The sequence below is a fragment of the Streptomyces sp. NBC_01255 genome (genome assembly GCF_036226445.1).
Taxonomy (GTDB): Bacteria; Actinomycetota; Actinomycetes; order Streptomycetales; family Streptomycetaceae; genus Streptomyces.
The window spans coordinates 1973226-1992664 of the sequence record NZ_CP108474.1 but is presented as its reverse complement, the minus strand read 5'-3'; the positions used below and the strand labels follow the sequence as shown (position 1 = coordinate 1992664).

Below are 19439 nucleotides of genomic sequence, written 5' to 3'. Positions count from 1 at the left end.
GAGAAGTGCCGCAGGTTCACGGCGGAGTTGTCAGGTGCCGGCCCGGGACACTGTGCGACTCGCGGCGTAACGGCGGAGCGTCCGCAGCTGATTGCGGCGGGCGAGGTCTCGGATTTAATCGGTGGTGCCGCGCCCAGGGCGGCGCTAAGGTGCTGCTCATCCGTTCCCGAGGGGCAACGGTGTCGGTTCGTTGAGAAGAAACAGGAGGTGAGGACATTGATGACTGTCACGGTGACGGGCTCTGCCCGCATTCAGGAGTTCATCGTTCCCACCCCTGTGGTCTCCGGCTGACACCCACTCGACTTCCGCGCGCAGAGCGCGCCGCCGGGGCCACCCTTCGAAGGGTTCCCCTTGTTCAACGCTTCTCTCCACCCGTCTTCCCTTTCCTCCCTCGCCGCCTACGGCTGGGACGAGCACTGGGAGGCGGAGTTCGCTCCGTACGCCCGGCAGGGACTCCTCCCTGGCCGGGTCATCCGGGTCGACCGCGGGCAGTGCGACGTCGCCACCCCCGAGGGGATCGTGCGCGCCGACACGGCGTTCGTGACCCCGCACGACCCGCTCCGCGTCGTCTGCACCGGTGACTGGGCCGCCGTCGACCCCGAGGGCGCCGGCGATCCCCGTTACGTACGAACGCTGCTGCCGCGCCGTACGGCCTTCGCGCGCTCCACCTCCTCCCAGCGGTCCGAGGGCCAGATCCTCGCGGCCAACGTCGACCACGCGGTCATCACCGTCTCGCTCGCCGTCGAGCTGGACCTCGGCCGGATCGAACGCTTCCTCGCCCTGGCCTGGGAGTCCGGCGCGCAGCCGACCGTCGTCCTCAGCAAGGCGGACCTGGTGCCCGATCCTCTCGGGCTGTCCTACCTCGTCGAGGACGTGGAGACCGTCGCGCCCGGCGTGCGGGTCGTGCCCCTCAGCTCCGCCACGGGGGAGGGCCTCGACGTGCTCTCCGCGGTGGTCTCCGGCGGGACGACCGTCCTGCTCGGCGTCTCCGGCGCCGGCAAGTCGACCCTCGCCAACGCGCTCGTCGGCACGGACGTGATGACCGTCCAGGCCGCCCGGGACGTCGACGGCAAGGGCCGTCACACCACGACCACCCGCAACCTCTTCGTCCTGCCGGGCGGGGGCGTCCTCATCGACACCCCCGGGCTGCGCGGCGTCGGGCTCTGGGACGCCGAGACCGGCGTCGGCCAGGTCTTCGCCGAGATCGAGGAGCTGTCGGCGCAGTGCCGCTTCCACGACTGCGCCCACGAGTCGGAGCCCGGCTGCGCGGTGGCGGCGGCGATCGAGGACGGCTCGCTGCCCGTGCGCCGACTGGAGAGCTACCGCAAGCTGCTCCGCGAGAACCAGCGGATCGTGGCCAAGACCGACGCCCGGGTGCGCACCGAGATCCTCAAGGACTGGAAGCGCAAGGGCGCGGAGGGACGCGCGGCCATGGAGGCCAAGCGCGGGCGCGTCCGGTAGGGGATGTCGTGGCGCCGTGTCGCAGTCCGGGAGCCGCTCCCGGACCGCAGCGCCGTGTCCGAAATCCGCGAGTCGGGTGTCGTCGGGTCCCGCACACTGGAGGCATGAGGGACGACGACACCCGCTACGAGGCGGTCAGCAGCAGGGACGCCCGGTTCGACGGCGAGTTCTTCTTCGCCGTCCGCACCACCGGCATCTACTGCCGGCCCAGCTGCCCGGCCGTCACCCCGAAGCGGCGCAACGTCTCGTTCTTCCCCACGGCCGCCGCCGCCCAGGGCCACGGCTTCCGCGCCTGCCGCCGCTGCCGGCCGGACGCCGTGCCCGGCTCCGCCGCGTGGGACGTACGGGCCGATGTCGTCGGCCGCGCCATGCGCATGATCGGCGACGGGGTCGTCGACCGCGAGGGCGTGCCCGGACTCGCCGGACGCCTCGGCTACAGCACCCGGCAGGTGCAGCGCCAGCTCACCGCCGAGCTCGGCGCAGGACCCGTCGCCCTCGCCCGCGCCCAGCGGGCGCACACCGCACGGCTGCTGCTCCAGACGACCGGCCTGCCCGTCACCGAGATCGCCTTCGCGGCCGGCTTCGCCAGCGTCCGCCAGTTCAACGACACCATCCGCGCCGTCTACGCCCGCACCCCCACCGCCCTGCGGGACGAGGCGGGCAGCGGCGCCGGAAGCCGTACCGCGCTCGCCGCCGGGGTCCCGCTGCGGCTGGCCCACCGGGGGCCGTACGCCGCGGGGGAGGTCTTCGACCTGCTCGCGGCCGAGGCCGTGCCCCGCGTCGAGGAGGTCGTCGGCGCCCCCGGCACCCGCACCTACCGGCGCACGCTCCGCCTCCCGTACGGCACCGGGGTCGTCTCCGTCGACGAGCGGTCCGCCGGGCGCTGGCTCGACGCCCGCATCCACCTCACCGAGCTGCGCGCCCTGACGACCGCCGTGCACCGGCTGCGCCGCCTCTTCGACCTCGACGCCGACCCGTACGCGGTCGCCGAGCGCCTCGGCGCCGCCCCCGGCCTCGCCGCCGAGGTGACGGCCCGCCCCGGCGTACGGTCCCCGGGGACGGCCGAGCCGGAGGAGTTCGCGCTGCGGACCCTCCTGGGACCCGAGGAGTCGGCCCGGCTCGTCGCCGCGCACGGCACGCCCCTGGCCACCGCCTGCGGCGGCCTCACCCACCTCTTCCCGGCCCCGGCCGACCTGACCGGCCACCCCGTCGCGGGGCCGCTGGCCCGTGCGCTCGCCGACGGAGCCGTACGCCTCGACCCGGGCGCCGACCGCGACGAGGCCGAGCGGGCACTGCTCACCGTCCCCGGCGTGACGCCGGAGTCCGCCGCCCTCATCCGGATGCGGGCCCTCGGCGACCCGGACGTCCTCCCCGGGGACGCACCGGACGCGGAGGAGTGGCGCCCCTGGCGCTCGTACGCGGCGCGCTACCTCGCGACCGCGCCGTAAGAGACCGCACCCTGAGAGACCGCACCGGACACGGCTCAGCCCCAGAGCACCGCGCCCGCCCACGCCCCCACGATCAGCAGGCACGAGAAGAGCTCGACGAGGACGCTGGTGCCGGCCGCCCGCATGACCGTCCGGGTCGCCGCCCTGGCCTGGCCGTGGCCGCCGAGGCGGAGCCGTTCCGCGAGGTAGATCCCGCCGACGAAGCCGGGGATCGCGCCCAGTACGGGGATCAGGACGAAGCCCAGGAGCGCGCCCACGCCCGCGTACGCCGCGATCCGACGGGTGATGCCGACGCCCCGGAACCGGCGTGGTGGGAGCTGCCAGACGATGACCTGTGTGAGGAGCAGCAGACCGGTCGAGGAGGCCAGCAGGATCCAGGCGAGGTCCGTCCGCTCGTGCAGGGACCACCAGAGCATCGCGGCCCACACCAGCCACGTTCCCGGCACGCCGGGGGTCAGCACCCCGAACAGACCGAGCAGCATCACCGTCGCGACCATCAGGAGCTGCCACACACCCACGCTGCCCAGCGTCCCTCAGAACCGGCGTCCGCGCAGGTCGCGCGGCGCATACGGGGGCGAGCGCGGGCCCGGGAGCGCTCAGCCGCGGGCCACCCAGCCCTTCTCGTACGCGTGCCAGCCCAGCTGGAGCCGGGTCGTCACCCCGGTCAGCTCCATCAGGCCCTTGACCCGCCGCTGTACGGTCCGCAGCCCCAGGTCCAGCTGCTTGGCCACGCTCGCGTCCGTCATCCCCGCGAGCAGCAGCGACAGGATCTCCAGGTCCATCACGTCCGGGCCGGGGGCCTCGTCCTCGGTGACCTGCGCGCCCGCCCCCAGCCGCAGCGGCAGCGCCTCCCGCCACACCGACTCGAAGAGGCCCATCAGCGATTCGAGGAGCCCGCTCGCGTGCACGACGATCGCCGCCGGCTCCGCGCCCCGCCCGGTCAGCGGCACCATGGCCAGGGACCGGTCCGCGACCACCAGCTTGGTGGGGACCCGGTCCGCGACCCGGATCAGTTCCTCTCGGCCGAGCGCCGCCGACAGTTCGAGCAGCCCGTTCGGGAGGCTGAGCACCTCGCGCTCGAGCACCACCCGGTAGCGCACCCCCCGCCCGGCGGCCTGCTCCTCCGCGTCGTTCTCCATCCCGGAGACCGCGATCGGCTTGCCCGTCACCAGGGCGCAGACCTCCTCCTGCGCGCCCAGCTGGAGCTGGAGGAAGCGGTGGGTGACCGCGCTCGCGCCGGTCACCACCTCCACCAGGTCGTGGACGGCGGACTCCGCCGCCTCCGCCCGGTACTCCTCGGCGAGCAGCGCCGCCGCCAGCTCCGCCTGCTCCAGTTCGTGGCGCTGCTGGGTCAGCAGCGCGCCGAGCGCCACCCCGGGCGGCGCCGCCACCCACCGCCCGGTCCTGGCCGAGGACTGCGCGGCGAGCCCCTGGGATTCCAGTCGGCGCAGCGCCCGCTCCGTGTCCCGCTCGGGCAGGGCGAGCCGGTGCGCGAGATCGGTGACCTCGGCCGCGCCCAGCGCGACCAGCGCGCGGTAAGCGGACTCCTGGCGTTCGTCGAGCCCTATCGCTCCGAGCATGGTTGCCCCACCCCTCGCCGTACGTCCGATGGGCGCCCCGGATCTTCCCGGGACCTTCACCGGAGGCATTCGTTCCGTTGGTGACCTGGCGGGAAACGGCCACGGCGTATTCCCGCCGTGCCCATCATCCCTGTACCGCCCTCACCTCTGCCAATGTGGCGCCACCGCAGCACCAACAGCCTCCGGAGACGGGTGTCTTGTGCCCTTTTTTCCGGAATCAGATGGGGAGAGCGATGCGCCCGATTTCGCGTACGGCCCTGGGGGCGGCGACCGCCGTCGTCCTGGCCGTCACCGCGGTCGCGCCGTCCATGGCGAATGAGCCGCAGGACGACACGGCCGGCAAGCGACCGCTGGTAGGCAGCGAGGCCTCGGCCCGCGCCGGGGACCGGACGGCCACGGTGACCCTGGTCACCGGCGACCGCGTCCTGGTCACCCAGGACGCCGACGGGAACCCGGCGGCCACGGCGCTGCCCCGCGAGGACGGCACCGTCCCCCTCGTCCAGACCCGCCGCTCGGGCCAGGACCTGTACGTCTACCCCGAGGACGCCACCGACGCGCTCGCCGCCGGCCGTGTCGACGAGGAGCTCTTCAACGTCACCGGGCTCGTCCGCCAGGGCTACGACGACGCCGCCACCACGACGCTGCCCCTCATCGCCGTCTACGGCTCCGACCTCGCCCGCTCGGTACCCGCCGCCCCGCGCGGCGCACAGCGCGGCCAGGTCCTCAAGACCGTCGACGGCGTCGCGCTCAAGGCCGACAAGAAGCAGGCCGCGACCTTCTGGGCCGACGTGAACACCCCGAAGGCCCGCTCCGCCGCCGGCATCGAGAAGCTCTGGCTCGACCGAAAGGTTCAGGCCACCCTGGAGCAGTCGACGAAGCAGGTCCACGCCCCCGAGGCGTGGGCCGCCGGCTACGACGGCACCGGCACCAAGGTCGCCGTCCTCGACACCGGCGCCGACACCGAGCACCCCGACCTCAAGGGCCGCGTCACCGCCTCGGAGAACTTCACCGACTCCGCGACCGCCGGCGACCGCCAGGGCCACGGCACCCACACCATTTCCACCGTCGGCGGCTCCGGCGCCGCGAGCGACGGCAAGAAGAAGGGCGTCGCCCCCGGCGCGGACCTCCTCAACGGCAAGGTCCTCAACGACTCGGGCTCCGGCGCCGCCTCCTGGATCATCGCGGGCATGGAGTGGGCCGTCGCCCAGGGCGCCGACGTCGTCTCCATGAGCCTCGGCAGCTCCGTCCCCACCGACTGCACCGACCCGATGAGCGTCGCCGCCGAGGAACTCGCCCAGAACAAGGGCACGTTGTTCGTCATCGCCGCCGGAAACTCGGGACCGACCCTCAACACGGTCTCCTCGCCCGGCTGCGCGCCCAGCGTCCTCACCGTCGGCGCCACCGACCGCGACGACTCCACCGCGTACTTCTCCAGCGGCGGCCCGACGATCGTCAACCACACCCTCAAGCCGGAGATAGCCGCGCCCGGCGTCGACATCTCCGCCGCAGCCGCCGGCGGCCGGGGCGTGTACGCCTACCAGTCCATGTCCGGTACGTCGATGGCCACCCCGCACGTCGCGGGCGCCGCCGCCATCGTCAAGCAGCGCCACCCCGACTGGACCGCCCAGCAGATCAAGGCCGCCCTCGTCTCCTCCGCCGAGAGCGACCTCCCCGGTGACGTCCGTCAGGTCGGCGGCGGCCGCCTCGACGTCAAGGCGGCCGTCGACCAGACCGTCCTCGGCGCCTCCGCCGTCCAGGGCGGCACGTTCAACTGGCCGCAGGACACCAGCGACCGCACCACGGTCTCCGTCCCGTACACCAACACCTCCGGCGCCCCGGTCACCCTGAACCTGGCCGTCGAGAAGGTCACCGGCAACGACGGTTCCCGCGTGCGGAGTTCGGTCGCCCGCCTCGGCCAGCGCACCGTCACCGTCCCGGCCGGCGCCACCGTCCAGGTCCCGCTGGAGCTCGACCCCACGGCCCGCCTCGACCGCGCCCAGTACGGCGACGTCACCGGCCGTGTGATCGCCACCGGCAAGGGCGGCCTCCACGTCTCCACCCCGTTCTCGCTCTACGTCGAGCCCGAGACCGTCACCCTCCGCGTCAAGCTGATCGACCGTCAGGGCAAGCCCGCCTCCGGCGCCTCCTCCCTCGACGTCATCGGCACCGACGACGCCAGCGGCGAGCGCCGCTTCAACGAAGGCGCCGCCGACCAGGTCTACCGCCTGCGCCCCGGCAGCTACTTCCTCTCCTCCTTCGTCACCACCCCCGACGCCGGAGAGGGCGCCACGCTGAACGACTCGCTCAGCTACCTCGGCCGCCCGCAGCTGGAGCTGAAGAAGGACACCACCGTCGTCCTCGACGCCCGCAAGGCCCACAAGCTGTCGGTGCAGACCGACCAGGCCTCCGAGCGCCGGGGCACCACCCTCGCGTTCGCCCGCTCCTGGGACGACATGTGGATGCACTCCGGCACCGCCGCCGGACCGCGCACCATCCGTGGCTACTACGCCTCGGTCGAAGGCTCCGCCGACGAGGGCGACTTCGAGTTCGGCAGCTACTGGCGCACCGCCGCCCCGCTGATCTCCTCGCTCCGGACCACCGACGGCCTGACCCTGCACCCGGTCACCGCCTCCACCGGCTCCGACAACCTCGACGGCACCGGTTCCGCCGGTCTCGTGGACGCCGGAACCGGCACCCCGGACGAGCTGAAGGCCGCCGGTGTCCAGGGCCGCATCGCCCTGGTCCGCTTCCCCGACACCTCCAACGCGGCGTCGACGGTCGCCCGCAACGCCAAGGCCGCCGGAGCGGTGGCCGTCCTCGGGTACCGCACTGGCCCCGGCCGCTGGTACCCGACGGGCGGATTCGCCGGTGCCGGGTTCCCGGTCCTCGCCGTCGACTCCACCGAGGGCGCGGCGCTGCTCGCCAAGCTCGCCGCGGGTGAGGTCGCACTCTCCTGGAAGGCCACGGCGAAGAGCCCCTACCTCTACAACCTCGCCTTCCCCGAGAAGGGCTCGATCCGCGGCGACAAGAACTACCGCGTCCGCGACGGACAGCTCGGCCGCACCGAGTCCACCTACCGCGCCATGGGCATCGCCAACGACTTCCTCGACTTCAGTGGCGCCAACCGGCCCAACGGCATGGCGATCTCCTTCAGCGACCTCGCGCCGATCCCCGCGCCGGGCACCCGCACCGAGTACTTCACCGCCGGGGACACCAGCTGGGACCGGATGCTGTCTTCCAGCTTCCCCTTCGGCGAGTACATGCTGGGCGCCCAGCACACCTACAAGGCCGGCGAGCGGCGCACCGAGAGCTGGTACGACGGCGTCGTCGCCCCCACCGCCCCGCGCGACACCACCGGCAGGCCGGTCCTCGTCGCCGAGCGCCAGGGCAACTACATCGGCTTCTCCGCCGCCATCTGGGGCGACAACACCCACCACGGCGAGGCCGGTTCCTTCGGTGACATAGGCGGCGTCCGCCTCAGCCGTGACGGTGAGGTCCTCGGCGAGAGCAGCTGGCCGTTCGGAGCCTTCGAGGTGCCCGCCGACGCGGGGACGTACACGCTCGAACAGAACGTCATGAAGATCGGCAGCAAGGTGTGGGCCCGTTCCACCTCCGTCAACTCGGTGTGGAAATTCACCTCCAAGCTTGACGAGAGCGTCTATTCTCAGGGCATCCCGATTCTCTTCCCCCGGTACGACCTTCCGGAGGACGGACTCAAGACCCTCGCCGCGACCGACGGCCAGCAGATCGGCCTCACCGCGACGGGTCACGCGGGCTACACCCCCGCAGCGCTCACCTCGGCCAAGCTCTCGTACTCCTATGACGGGGGAACGACCTGGACCGAAGCGCGGGTCTCTCAGCAGGGCGGCGACTGGACCGCGACCGTGAACCACACGGGCGCGACCGGCAAGCCCGTCACCCTGAAGACCGAACTGACGGACGCCAACGGCAACTCCGTCACCCAGACCGTGGTCCGCGCTTACGACGTGCGCTGATCACGACGATCCGCCGGGCGTCCTTCCCGTGGGGGGTGGGGCCGCCCGGCGGATCACTCATTCGCAGCAACGGTTTTCCTGATGTCCGTTTTCGGGCGCCGTGCGCGGTGGACAATAAGGGCATGACTCAGCAGGGGGACAACTGGTGGGACAAGCTCTACGACGAGTCGGCGCCGGACACGGCCCCGGCGGTCTCGGGTGACACACTCGACGACCACTTCGCCACGGCGCCCCGCGCCGCCACGGGCCCGCCGGGCCCGGACCCGGACCCGGACCTGGAGCCGGACCTGAAGCCGGAGGACCCCCGGACGGCGCCGCCGCCCGTCCTGTCCGACCGGGCGCCCTGGGAAGCACCCGAAGCGGGACCGCGCTCCTTCCCGGCACCGCCGCCCCCGCCGCCGCCCCCGGTCGCCCCGCCGGTCGAGACACCCACCGTCCGGGTGCCGGTGCCTCCGGCCGACGGAGACCCGGACATCGGCGCGGGCGCCGACCTCACCGTCCAGGTGCCCGTGCCCCGCCCCAGGGCCGCCGGGTTCATCGGCAGCAGACCGCCGACCTACGAGTCCGAACCCACCGCCCTGCCCATCGCCCGCCCCGGCGAGCTCGCCGAACTGGTCGCCGACACCGTCCTCGACGGCGCCCGCTACGGCACCTGCACCCTGCGGGCCGCATCCGTACGAGGCGACTCCGCCCGCTACCGCGGCGAACCCCGCCGCGACGCCCTGCTCACCGCCCGCTTCGGCCACGACGAGGCCGCGCTCGTCCTCGTCGCCGTGGCCGCCGGCTCCCGCGCCGCCGAGGACGCCCACCTCGCCGCCGCCGACGCCTGCCAGTGGATCGCGGAGGCCGTCGGCCGCAGCCACGCCCGGCTCTCGGAGGACATCAGGACCGGCCGCCGCGGCGACCTCAAGTCCGGACTGCACCGGCTCACCGACCGTACGTACGGCAAGCTGCGCGCCCGCGCCGCCGACCGGGGCCTCGCCTCCGACGAGTACACCGCGACCCTCCGCTGCCTCCTCGTCCCCGCCGACCCCGACTGCCGTACACGGGTCTTCTTCGGGATCGGCGGCGGCGGCCTGTTCCGGCTCCGCGACGGCTCCTGGCAGGACATCGAACCGCTCCTGCCCGAACCGGCCGCCGTCACCGGCGCCCCCGTCGTCGGCTTCGGCTCGCCGCCCTCACCCGAGGGCCGCTCCGAGGCCGAGACGGAGGCCGACACCGGGGCCGACACCGAGGCCGAGGCCGGGCCCGAGGAGGGCGACCGGCTCACCATGAACCTCGGCGTCACGACCGCACCGGGTCCGTTCATCGAGGAGCCAGTGCCGCCGCCCGCCGAACCGTTCCGCTTCCGGGCCTCCGTCGCCCGCCCCGGGGACACCCTGCTCCTCGCCTCGCCCGGGTTCGCCGAACCGATGCGCGGCGAACCCGCCCTCGCCCGCGAGCTCGCCACCCGCTGGGGCGGCCAGGAACCGCCCGGTCTCGCCGCCTTCCTCGCCGACACCCAGCTGAGGGTGACGGGTTACGCCGACGACCGTACGGGGGTGGCCGTCTGGGAGGCGTAACGCGCCGGGTCATGTGTTGATGGAGCCATGGCCAAACAGAACGTCGCAGAACAGTTCGTCGACATCCTCGTGCGCGCGGGCGTGAAGCGTCTGTACGGCGTCGTCGGGGACAGCCTGAACCCGGTCGTCGACGCCATCCGCCGCACCCCCGCGCTCGACTGGATCCAGGTGCGGCACGAGGAGACGGCCGCCTTCGCCGCCGGTGCCGAGGCCCAGATCACCGGCAGCCTCGCCGCCTGCGCGGGCTCCTGCGGCCCCGGCAATCTGCACCTCATCAACGGCCTGTACGACGCCCACCGTTCCATGGCCCCGGTCCTGGCCCTCGCCTCGCACATCCCGTCCAGCGAGATCGGCCTCGGCTACTTCCAGGAGACCCACCCCGACCAGCTCTTCCGCGAGTGCAGCCACTACAGCGAACTCATCTCCAACCCGAAGCAGATGCCCCGGCTGCTCCAGACTGCGATCCAGCACGCAGTCGGCCGCAGCGGCGTCAGCGTGGTCTCGCTGCCCGGCGACATCGCCTCCCTGCCCGCCCCCGACAAGGCGGCGGAGACCGCGCTCGTCACCTCCCGCCCCACCGTCCGGCCGGGTGACGACGAGATCGACGCGCTCGTCCGGATGATCGACGCGGCCGACCGGGTGACGCTCTTCTGCGGCAGCGGCACGGCGGGCGCGCACGCCGAGGTGATGCAGTTCGCCGAGCGCATCAAGGCACCGGTCGGCCACGCCCTGCGCGGCAAGGAGTGGATCCAGTACGACAATCCGTACGACGTCGGTATGAGCGGTCTGCTCGGCTACGGCGCCGCCTACGAGGCCACCCACGAGTGCGACCTGCTGATCCTGCTCGGCACGGACTTCCCGTACAACGCCTTCCTGCCCGACGACGTGAAGATCGTCCAGGTGGACGTCCGGCCCGAGCACCTCGGCCGGCGCTCCCGGCTCGACCTCGCCGTCTGGGGCGACGTCCGCGAGACCCTGCGCTGCGTCGTCCCGCGCGTCCGGGCCAAGACCGACCGCCGCTTCCTCGACAAGATGCTCAAGAAGCACGCCGACGCGCTCGAAGGCGTCGTGAAGGCGTACACCCGCAAGGTCGAGAAGCACGTCCCGATCCACCCCGAGTACGTCGCCTCCGTCATCGACGAACTGGCCGACGGGGACGCCGTGTTCACCGTCGACACCGGCATGTGCAACGTCTGGGCGGCCCGTTACCTCTCGCCGAACGGACGGCGCAGGATCATCGGCTCGTTCAGCCACGGCTCGATGGCGAACGCACTGCCGCAGGCCATCGGCGCACAGTTCACCGACCGCAACCGGCAGGTGGTGTCGCTCTCCGGCGACGGCGGATTCTCCATGCTCATGGGCGACTTCCTCACCCTGGTCCAGTACGACCTCCCGGTGAAGGTCGTGGTCTTCAACAACTCCTCGCTGGGGATGGTCGAGTTGGAGATGCTGGTCGCCGGTCTGCCCTCGTACGGGACGACGAACAAGAACCCCGACTTCGCGGCCATCGCGCGCGCCGCCGGGGCCTACGGCGTCCGCGTCGAGAAGCCCAAGCAGCTCGCGAGCGCCCTCAAGGACGCCTTCAAGCACAAGGGTCCGGCCCTCGTGGACGTCGTCACCGACCCCAACGCCCTCTCCATCCCGCCCAGGATCAGCAGCGACATGGTCACCGGCTTCGCCCTCTCCGCCAGCAAGATCGTCCTCGACGGCGGAGTGGGCCGCATGCTCCAGATGGCCCGCTCCAACCTGCGCAACGTCCCCCGGCTCTGACCTCCGGCTCTGGCCCACGGCTCCGATCCCCGGCTCCGACCTCGCTCCGAGTCGCCCGGCTCCGAGGGAATGCGGGCGCCCCCGTGGGGCATGCATCCCCGTGAGCCTGTTCGACGACGTGTGGGTGGGGGTTATGGCCGGGGAGGCGCGACAGCCGACTCAACTGCTCAGGAAGGTGGGATGCGCGGATCTCACCGCGGTGCCGGAGGTGCGACATGCCTTGCGAGAACTGCTGCGGAAATGGGGCGGACCGGGCGCCTCCGACGTGGCCGAACTGCTCACCAGCGAACTGGTGACCAATGCCCTGGTCCACACCGAGCACGGGGCCGTCGTGACCGCGACGGTCGTCCCCGAGCAGCTGAGGGTCGAGGTCCGCGACTTCGTCCCCGGGCTCGAACCACCGCGCGTACCGCCAGCCGACGACGGTACGCGCACGCACGGCCGGGGGCTCGTCCTCGTCCAGGCGCTGGCCGACTCCTGGGGAGTCGAGGAGCACGGGGCGGGGAAGGTGGTCTGGTTCGAACTGAACGGCGGGGCCGCCTGAGAGGCGGCCCCGCCGGATTTCCGTTGGTCCCTGTTCAGCCGAACTGCTGCTCCAGGTCCTTGAGCTTGCGCTCCAGGGAGTCGAGCCGGGGCAGCGTCTGGGTGTCGTCCTCAGCGGTGAGGTCCACCGTGCGGGACTCGGCGCCCCGCACGGCTTGCAGGGAGGGCCGGGGTCGAAGCGGCAGTTGTCCGGGATCCGCTATGGCGGGCTCCGCGACGGCGGCCTGCACGGCCGGCGTCGCGGAGCCGGAGCCCGTACCCGATCCGGAACCCGGGCCCGCGCCCGTACCGGTGCCTCCCGCGGCGCCCAGTGCCGCCATCTCGACCTGACGGTCGGTGCCGCCGCCGCGGCCGAGCCCGAAGGCGCGGTGCTGGCGGTTGATGGCCTTGAGCCGCGCCCGGTCGAGCTTGACCTGGTCGCGTCGGCGGAGCCGGTTCTGCTCCTTCTCCCGCCGGTCCTCGCGCACCTCGTCGACCGCCTCGTCCAGCGTCCTTACGTTCTCCAGGAGCATCAGCGACCAGGCCGCGAAGGTCTCCCGGGGAGCGCGGAGCCACCGTACGATCCGGATCTGCGGCAGCGGGCGGGGCACCAGGCCCTGCTCGCGGAGCGCGGCCCGGCGGGTCTGCTTCAGCGCCCGGTCGAAGAGGACCGCCGCCGAGAGGGACATGCCCGCGAAGAACTGCGGTGCCCCGTCATGGCCCAGGCCGCGCGGGGCGTGCACCCAGTTGAACCAGGCGGCCGCGCCGGCGAACAGCCAGACCAGGAGCCGCGAGCCGAGCGCCGCGTCGCCGTGGCTGGCCTCGCGGACGGCGAGCACCGAGCAGAACATGGCGGCGCCGTCGAGGCCGAAGGGGACGAGGTATTCCCAGCCTCCGGAGAGGTTGAGGTTCTGCCGGCCGAAGCCGACGAGTCCGTGGAAGGAGAGCGCCGCCGCGACCGCGGCGCAGCAGAAGAGCAGGACGTAGGAAGCCGTTCCGTACACCGCCTCCTTGCGTCTGCGGCGCTCCTCGTTGCGTTCCCAGGAGTCCTCGGCCGCGGCCTGGTCACCGGCGCGCTTCCCGCGCGCGAGCACCGCCACCGCCGTCAGGACCCCGGCCACCATCACGCCGCCCGGAAGCAGCCAGTCCAGCGATATGTCGGTCAGTCTCATGCGGTGTCCCTTGCATCGCAGTAGGGCGTTTGGCGGCCCATACTGGCCGACCCCGCGCGGCGCTCAAGCGGTTTCGGGGCAAGAGCACGCCATCGGGGTCCCAGGGCATACGAATAGGTGCGATCTGGTCGAACACCCGTGCAAGGGAAGGGGGTTGGGTTCGATTGAGGCCACCCGTTCGGGTGGCGTAATCACCCGGGAGCCTCAGGCGGTCGCGGCCAGACGACGGACGCGCTCGGTGTCGCAGGTGCGCGGGCAGGTGAGGCAGGTGTCCTCGGGGCGCAGCGTGTAGAAGAAGCAGCAGGTCGCCCGGTCGCGGGTGGCGCGCGGGGCGCCGTCCGGACCCTCGGTGCCGGCGAGCTCGCGGAAACCGGCCGAACCGGCGTACGGCTTGTGCGGCTTGCGGGTGGCGGTGGTGCCCGGCAGGAGGAGTTCGAGCTCGGCCATCGCCCGCTGCTCCTCGCCGAGCAGGGCGCCGATGTACCAGAGGCCCTCGACGATCTCGTCCGTGGCCATCCCCCACAGGGCGCGGCGGCCGCGCTTCATCCGGGGGCCGAAACCGCCCAGGATCGCCTCGAAGTGCTCGGCGAGCGAGGCGCGCACCTCGGTGCGCAGCGCCTCCTCGTCGGCGAGGACGCGGGCGCCGGGCAGGGCCGCGGCGGGGTCGCCGGGCAGGCAGGCGAACTCCTCGACGCTGACGGACATGCGGCCGAGCGCGCGCTGGAACGACACGTTCGCCGCGGGCAGCCGCGGCACCCTCCGGTGCAGGAACCAGGGGACGGTGACGAGGAGGCAGGCGGGCCAGGCGTAGCGGTGCAGTCCGAAGCTCGCGACGACGTCGGGGCGGGCCTGGGTGCCGTAGTCGCGCAGCACCTGGGCGTTGTCCCAGGCGAGGAAGGCGTCGAGGGCGGATCCGCCGGCCGCGAGCTCTTCGGCGCCGACCCAGCCGGCGCCGCGCGGCAGCCGTTCGTCCGGGGCCGATTCCTCTATCCGCAGGCCGGAGAAGACCTCGGCGAGCCGGGCGTACGAGGCCGCGACGGGCGAGGTCAGGGGTGCGGGCAACAGAGCGGGGACGGTCATGCGGACCACCGAATCGCGATCGTTAGCAGGTAAGCCTTACCTTACCCGAATCTCGATCGGCTCTCACCACCGCACGGGCCGCGTCCACCCCCGGGTCCCGCGGGCAGGCCCCCCGTGCCCCAAATGTCGGTCCGTTCGCCTATGGTGCACAGGGGACCCGGGTATCGCGAGCCGGGCCCGGCACGAGGCCGCAGGAGGACCCGGGTGGAGCAGGGCGCAGCGCGCGAGCGGGCGACGGAGAGGCCGTACCCGCCCTCCGGCGACGCCGTACGCGTACCGGAACAGGCCCGTGGCGAGCACACGCACGGCGAACCGGCGGCGCGTCGCCCCGCCGCCGTCCCGGCCCCCGCCCCGCGCGTCGTCCAGCGGCACTCCGTACGCGACCAGATCCTCGAAGCCCTCCGCACCGCCCTCGTCGGCGGCGAGCTCGTCCCCGGCGAGGTGTACTCAGGCCCCGCCCTCGCCGAGCGTTTCGGCGTCTCGGCCACCCCCGTCCGCGAGGCCATGCAGCGCCTCGCCGTCGAAGGGGCCGTCGAGGTCGTCCCGAACCGCGGCTTCCGCGTCACCGAGCGCACCCCGCGCGAGCTCGCCGAGCTCGCCGAGGTCCGCGCGCTCATCGAGGTCCCCGTCATGCTGCGGCTCGCCCGCACGGTCCCGGCCGCCCGCTGGGCCGACCTCCGCCCGCTCGCCGAGGCGACCGGGGCAGCCGCCGCCAGGGGCGACCGCGCCCACTACGCGGAGACCGACCGCGCCTTCCACCGGGCGGTCCTCTCCCTCGCCGGGAACGAGCAGCTGCTCGCCGTCGCCGACGACCTCCACCGGCGCTCCCAGTGGCCGCTGATCAGCGCCCCCGCCCTCCGCCACGGCGAGCTCGTCGCCGACGCCGCCGAGCACACGGCCCTGCTCGACGCCCTGATCGCCCAGGACCTGGCGGTCGTCCAGTCGCTCGTCCGGGAGCACTTCGCCGGATCCGAGTACTGATCCACGACACACCCCCCGGAGGGTGTCCGGAGCATTAAGGTCGTTGACGTCAGACCGCCCGCACCGCGTCGTCCGTGAGGTGTCCCATGCCGTCCGCGACCCCGCCCCCGGCACGGGAGGGAGGCCGAGCCGTCACCGGTACGGAAGCCGAGGCCGCGGCCCTGCTCGGCTGGCTCACCGACCCGGAGGCGCCCCGGCTCTGCCTCGTCACCGGCGCCCCCGGCAGCGGCAAGACAGCCCTCCTCGACTGGCTCGCCGCGCACGGCCCGCGCGCGGGCGGCCGGCGCCGCCGCACGCCCCGGGTGCTCGTCCCGCTCGCCGGGCAGAGCGCGCTCGGCGCGACCTGGACGATCGCCGACCTGCTCGGTGTGGTGGCCAGGTCGCCGGACGAACTCGTCCACGCCCTCGCCACCAGCGAGGCGCGGCCCTCGGGCCGGGCCGTCCTCCTCCTCACGGACCTCCACGCCGCCGCCGAGCCCGCCGCGCTCACGGAACTCATCGGCGAACTCGCCGGGGTGGGCCGGGTCCGGCTCGTCGTCGAGGCCCGCACCGGCAGCCCGGCGCCCGGGACCCTGCGTGCCGCACGCCGCGCGACGGTCGTGGACCTGGACGCGGACGGCGAGCCGGCCCCCGCCGACGGTGCCCCCGCGGAGTCCCCGCGCCCGCTGCCGGACCTCTCCGACCCGCTCGCCGTGTGCGCCGCCGACCCGCTGCTCGTCACCACCGCGTACGTCACCGGAACCGGTGAAAGCTCCGGAGAGGCCGGAGTTGACGACCACGGGGGGCTCAGGACCGCCTGGCTGCGGGCCGGGCAGTCGCTCTGCCGCGCCCAGGCCCCCGCGGAACGGGCGCTGGTGCTCCTCGCCGCACTCGGCGACGGCGCCGACCCCCGGCTGCGGCCCGCGCTGGCCGAGCTCGCCGAAGGGGCCGCCTGGCGGCTCCGCTGGGCCCGCAACCGCGGCGACCTGACACCGCCCTGGCCGGGGCCCGTCGCCGTACTCGGGGCGGCGGGCGGCCCGTTGGAGGGCACCCTGCTCGTCGGCGACCGCACCGGCACCGTGCGCCTGCTCCACGAGGCCGACGCGAGCTCCGCCGGGCGGCTCCCGCACACCGTCCCCGGCCGGGTCACGGCCCTCGCGCCCGCCCCGGACGGCACCGTGCTGCTCCTGGACGACCGGGGCCGGCTGCACTCCGTCCGCGGGACGGTGCCCCGCGCCCCGTACCTGGAACGTCTCACCGAGGCCGTCTCGAAGACCCTGGCCCGCCACCCCGGCACGGCCCTCGCGGCGATCGCGGGCTCGGTCGTGGTGGGGGACCGGCTCGGCTCCGTGCACGCCTTCGGCCTCACCGGCCTGCACCAGGCGGCTCCGCACAGCGGCCGGGTCACGGCGGTCGCCGCCGTGGAGTCCGAGACGCCGTTCGTGTGTTCCGGCGGAGCCGACGGGACGGTACGGCTCTGGACCCCGGGCCGCGACCCGCGCCCCGAACCCCTCGCGGAACGCCGCTCCCCGGTGGTCTCCCTGCACGCGGCGGAGACCCCGTACGGCCCCCTGGTCGCCGCGGCCTGGGCCGACGGCCTCGTCGAACTCCACCGCCCCGAGGGCGGCGCGACGCTCTCCTTCCGCCCGGGCCCCCCGGTCCGCGCGGTCGCGGTCACCGGCGCGGGCGCGCTGCTCGTCGGCACCGACGAGAGCCTGGTGTGCCTCGTACCGCGATCCCGGGAGAAGTTCTTCCGATCATCGCGCGAATCGTCCTCCGAACGGTGACCTCGGCGGGGTCGTGACCGTTGAGCGGGTGAGTATGCCGCTGACATGTGGGAGGACGGCCATGACGGTTGATCAGGGCGCGGGGAAGACCGAGCCGGGGATGGGCGACTTCGCTGTGCACAACGGCTGGTTCCCCAGCGGGTGGATGCACGTGCTGCCCGGGTACCAGGCCATGCTGATGTGCATGCTCCTGGGCACGGCCGCGACGCGGCCCGTGACCGGGACGCTCGACGAGGTCGCGCGGGAGGTGTTCGGCGACTCTCCGCGCGACTTCCTCCGCGGACTGGGCGAGGACCTGGACTCGCCGGTGCTCTGGCTGGATCCCGCGACCCTCGACGCCACGGAGGACGCCGAGGAGAAGGCCGAGCTCCGGGCGGAGGCGGCGGCCCGCCGCGCGGCCGGCGAAGGCGCCCTGCGGGCGGGCGGCTTCCCCGTACCGGCGACGATCCGCGACCTCGTCGGCACGATGCTGGCTCTCGGCATCGCCCGCATGGAGGACGGCCGGTGGTCGATGCCGGAGTACCTGCCGCTCCCCGAGGACGTCCTCGATCTCCCCGAGGACCTGAGGGCGAGCATCGGGGAGCTACGCCGCAGCGAGGCCGTCGAGCCCTGGCGGCAGGCACTGACCGACTACCTCGACCACACCCTCGACCGCCCCGGGGAACTGTTCACCACGCCGGGCCGTCTCGCCGAGGCCGTGGGCCTGGGCCCCGACGAACTCCGTGCCGCCCTCGACGACCTGGTGGAGGACGGGCACGTCCGTCTCTACCGGGGGATCCCCCGCGTGCCGGTCGCCTCGGCGCGGGACCTCCAGGACCACCAGCGCTTCCACCTCGTACCGGACTGGCAGCGGTACGACGAGGATCACGTGTTCGTCATCCGGCACGACGGCACCAACGGATAAGCGGTTGCCCGTCGGCGGCGGTGGCGGATCCAATGGGCGCCATGATCACCAGGGTGAACACTCCGCCATCGCCGTCCGGAGCGGAGCAAACGGACGGGTCGCCCGTCCGCCTCGGCGCTCTCGTCCCGCTGACGCGCCCCGGCTGGGTCGGGGCGGGCCGCCATCTGCTCGCCGGGCTCGACCTGGCCGTCCGTGAGGTCAACGACTCCGGCGGGATCGACGGCAGGCCACTGGAGCTGGTGGTCCGGGACACCGCGGCCGACCCCGTACGGGCCGCTGCGGCCGTGGACGAACTGGCCGGGCTGGGCGTGGCCGCCGTGGTGGGCGAGTACCACAGCGTCGTCGCCCGCGCCGTCGCCGCCCGGGCCGACGCCCTCGGCGTGCCGTACCTCTGCTCGTCCGCGGTGCTCGACACGCTCACCGAGGAGCCGACGGAGTGGGTCGCGCGGCTGGCCCCGGCCCAGTCCCGCGGCTGGCGGATCTACGCGGACTTCCTCCTCGGCACCGGCCGGCACCGGATCGCCGTGGCGACCCAGCCGAGCGTCTACTGGGCGTCCGGGGCCCGCGTCCTGCGGGACCACGTCGCTCCCCGCGGCGGCACCGTCGTCGAACTCGACACGAACGACCTCACCCCCGAGGCCCTGTGCGACGCCCTCGTCGACCACGGCGCGGCGGCGCTCCTCCTGCTGGTCGGCCACCCGGAGCCGGCGGTCCCGATCGTCCGGGCCGTCCGGAGCGACCCGCGGCTCGCGGAGCTCCTCGTCGGAGCCCCGGCCGGACAGCCGGAGTTCGCCGAATGGGTGGGAGCGCTCGGCGCGGACGGCGCCGGGATCCCGTTCCTGCGCTACCTGCCCGAGCACCTCGGCCCACTCGGCGAACGCGTGGGGAAGGAGCTCCGCGAACGGCTGGGCGAGGCACCCTCGTTCGTCGCCTTCGAGGGCTGGGACACCGTCACCGTCCTCGCCGGGGCACTGCGCGCCCATGGCACGGACCGGTCGGCCGTCGCCGCCGCATGGCCGCACGTGACGGCTGAGGGCACCCGAGGGCCGATCCGCTTCACCCGCCCGCCGGGCATCGGCGTGTGGCAATGGGCATGGGCGCCCATCCAGGTCACCGACCGGGACCCGGCGGAACCCGATCGCTTCCGCATCCTCCACACCGGCTGAGAGACCGGTGTGGAGGCACATCGCACGACAAC

At 73.6% G+C, this 19439-nt stretch carries 14 protein-coding genes; 10 read left to right on the top strand and 4 right to left on the bottom strand.

Going from position 1 to position 19439, the window contains the following annotated elements:
- Nucleotides 1-351: 351 nt before the first annotated feature.
- Nucleotides 352-1461 carry a ribosome small subunit-dependent GTPase A gene (gene rsgA / locus OG357_RS08595; protein ID WP_329620591.1) on the top strand — a complete coding sequence of 370 codons (1110 nt, stop codon included), beginning with the start codon at nucleotides 352-354 and terminating at the stop codon, nucleotides 1459-1461.
- A 104-nt stretch (nucleotides 1462-1565) separates the two neighbouring features.
- Nucleotides 1566-2909: a DNA-3-methyladenine glycosylase 2 family protein gene (locus tag OG357_RS08590; protein WP_443066644.1), complete on the top strand. Its 1344-nt coding sequence runs from the start codon at nucleotides 1566-1568 to the stop codon at nucleotides 2907-2909.
- Between the two features lie 35 nt (nucleotides 2910-2944).
- Here the strand turns inward: OG357_RS08590 and OG357_RS08585 are convergent, their stop codons facing one another.
- Entirely contained in the window at nucleotides 2945-3427 is a 483-nt protein-coding gene (locus tag OG357_RS08585; protein ID WP_329620590.1) for a DUF456 domain-containing protein, read from the bottom strand.
- Nucleotides 3428-3505: 78 nt separating this feature from the next.
- A complete protein-coding gene (locus OG357_RS08580) occupies nucleotides 3506-4489 on the bottom strand; it encodes a helix-turn-helix domain-containing protein (RefSeq protein ID WP_329620589.1) in 984 nt (327 codons plus the stop codon).
- A gap of 233 nt (nucleotides 4490-4722) precedes the next feature.
- On the opposite strand from OG357_RS08580, the gene OG357_RS08575 reads away from it, so the two are divergent.
- The 4 genes from OG357_RS08575 (at nucleotide 4723) to OG357_RS08560 (ending at nucleotide 12360) form a co-directional block, all read left to right on the top strand.
- Nucleotides 4723-8484: a S8 family peptidase gene (locus OG357_RS08575; protein ID WP_329620588.1), complete on the top strand. Its 3762-nt coding sequence runs from the start codon at nucleotides 4723-4725 to the stop codon at nucleotides 8482-8484.
- Nucleotides 8485-8606: 122 nt separating this feature from the next.
- Nucleotides 8607-10046 (top strand): protein phosphatase 2C domain-containing protein, encoded by a 1440-nt coding sequence (locus OG357_RS08570; RefSeq protein ID WP_329620587.1) that lies wholly within the window; start codon nucleotides 8607-8609, stop codon nucleotides 10044-10046.
- Nucleotides 10047-10073: 27 nt separating this feature from the next.
- On the top strand, nucleotides 10074-11816 hold the full coding sequence (locus tag OG357_RS08565; protein WP_329620586.1) for a pyruvate dehydrogenase: 1743 nt from the start codon (nucleotides 10074-10076) through the stop codon (nucleotides 11814-11816).
- 133 nt (nucleotides 11817-11949) lie between these two features.
- Nucleotides 11950-12360 (top strand): ATP-binding protein, encoded by a 411-nt coding sequence (locus OG357_RS08560; RefSeq protein ID WP_329625527.1) that lies wholly within the window; start codon nucleotides 11950-11952, stop codon nucleotides 12358-12360.
- A 34-nt stretch (nucleotides 12361-12394) separates the two neighbouring features.
- Here OG357_RS08560 and OG357_RS08555 read toward each other — a convergent pair whose 3' ends face one another.
- Together OG357_RS08555 and OG357_RS08550 are read right to left on the bottom strand one after the other, a co-directional pair.
- The gene (locus OG357_RS08555; protein ID WP_329620585.1) at nucleotides 12395-13510 is read right to left on the bottom strand and encodes a DUF2637 domain-containing protein; all 1116 of its coding nucleotides are present in this window, start codon (nucleotides 13508-13510) and stop codon (nucleotides 12395-12397) included.
- Between the two features lie 204 nt (nucleotides 13511-13714).
- A complete protein-coding gene (locus OG357_RS08550; protein ID WP_329620584.1) occupies nucleotides 13715-14590 on the bottom strand; it encodes a (2Fe-2S)-binding protein in 876 nt (291 codons plus the stop codon).
- Nucleotides 14591-14794: 204 nt separating this feature from the next.
- Here OG357_RS08550 and OG357_RS08545 point away from each other — a divergent pair, with 204 nt between their 5' ends.
- From OG357_RS08545 to OG357_RS08530, 4 genes are all read left to right on the top strand, one after another.
- Nucleotides 14795-15571, top strand: a complete 777-nt coding sequence (locus OG357_RS08545; protein WP_329620583.1) for a GntR family transcriptional regulator — start codon at nucleotides 14795-14797, stop codon at nucleotides 15569-15571.
- Between the two features lie 86 nt (nucleotides 15572-15657).
- Nucleotides 15658-17337 carry a WD40 repeat domain-containing protein gene (locus tag OG357_RS08540; protein WP_329620582.1) on the top strand — a complete coding sequence of 560 codons (1680 nt, stop codon included), beginning with the start codon at nucleotides 15658-15660 and terminating at the stop codon, nucleotides 17335-17337.
- Nucleotides 17338-17398: 61 nt separating this feature from the next.
- Nucleotides 17399-18241, top strand: a complete 843-nt coding sequence (locus OG357_RS08535; protein WP_329620581.1) for a DUF6042 family protein — start codon at nucleotides 17399-17401, stop codon at nucleotides 18239-18241.
- 53 nt (nucleotides 18242-18294) lie between these two features.
- Nucleotides 18295-19407 carry an ABC transporter substrate-binding protein gene (locus OG357_RS08530; RefSeq protein WP_329625526.1) on the top strand — a complete coding sequence of 371 codons (1113 nt, stop codon included), beginning with the start codon at nucleotides 18295-18297 and terminating at the stop codon, nucleotides 19405-19407.
- Nucleotides 19408-19439 lie beyond the last annotated feature (32 nt).

Excerpts from the sequence above, each read along its gene's own strand:
- OG357_RS08570 (WP_329620587.1), top strand. The coding sequence starts at position 8,607 with ATGACTCAGCAGGGGGACAACTGGTGGGACAAGCTCTACGACGAGTCG.
- OG357_RS08580 (WP_329620589.1), bottom strand. The coding sequence starts at position 4,489 with ATGCTCGGAGCGATAGGGCTCGACGAACGCCAGGAGTCCGCTTACCGC.
- OG357_RS08565 (WP_329620586.1), top strand. The coding sequence starts at position 10,074 with ATGGCCAAACAGAACGTCGCAGAACAGTTCGTCGACATCCTCGTGCGC.
- OG357_RS08560 (WP_329625527.1), top strand. The coding sequence starts at position 11,950 with ATGGCCGGGGAGGCGCGACAGCCGACTCAACTGCTCAGGAAGGTGGGA.
- OG357_RS08535 (WP_329620581.1), top strand. The coding sequence starts at position 17,399 with ATGACGGTTGATCAGGGCGCGGGGAAGACCGAGCCGGGGATGGGCGAC.
- OG357_RS08575 (WP_329620588.1), top strand. The coding sequence starts at position 4,723 with ATGCGCCCGATTTCGCGTACGGCCCTGGGGGCGGCGACCGCCGTCGTC.
- OG357_RS08540 (WP_329620582.1), top strand. The coding sequence starts at position 15,658 with ATGCCGTCCGCGACCCCGCCCCCGGCACGGGAGGGAGGCCGAGCCGTC.
- OG357_RS08555 (WP_329620585.1), bottom strand. The coding sequence starts at position 13,510 with ATGAGACTGACCGACATATCGCTGGACTGGCTGCTTCCGGGCGGCGTG.
- OG357_RS08590 (WP_443066644.1), top strand. The coding sequence starts at position 1,566 with ATGAGGGACGACGACACCCGCTACGAGGCGGTCAGCAGCAGGGACGCC.
- OG357_RS08550 (WP_329620584.1), bottom strand. The coding sequence starts at position 14,590 with ATGACCGTCCCCGCTCTGTTGCCCGCACCCCTGACCTCGCCCGTCGCG.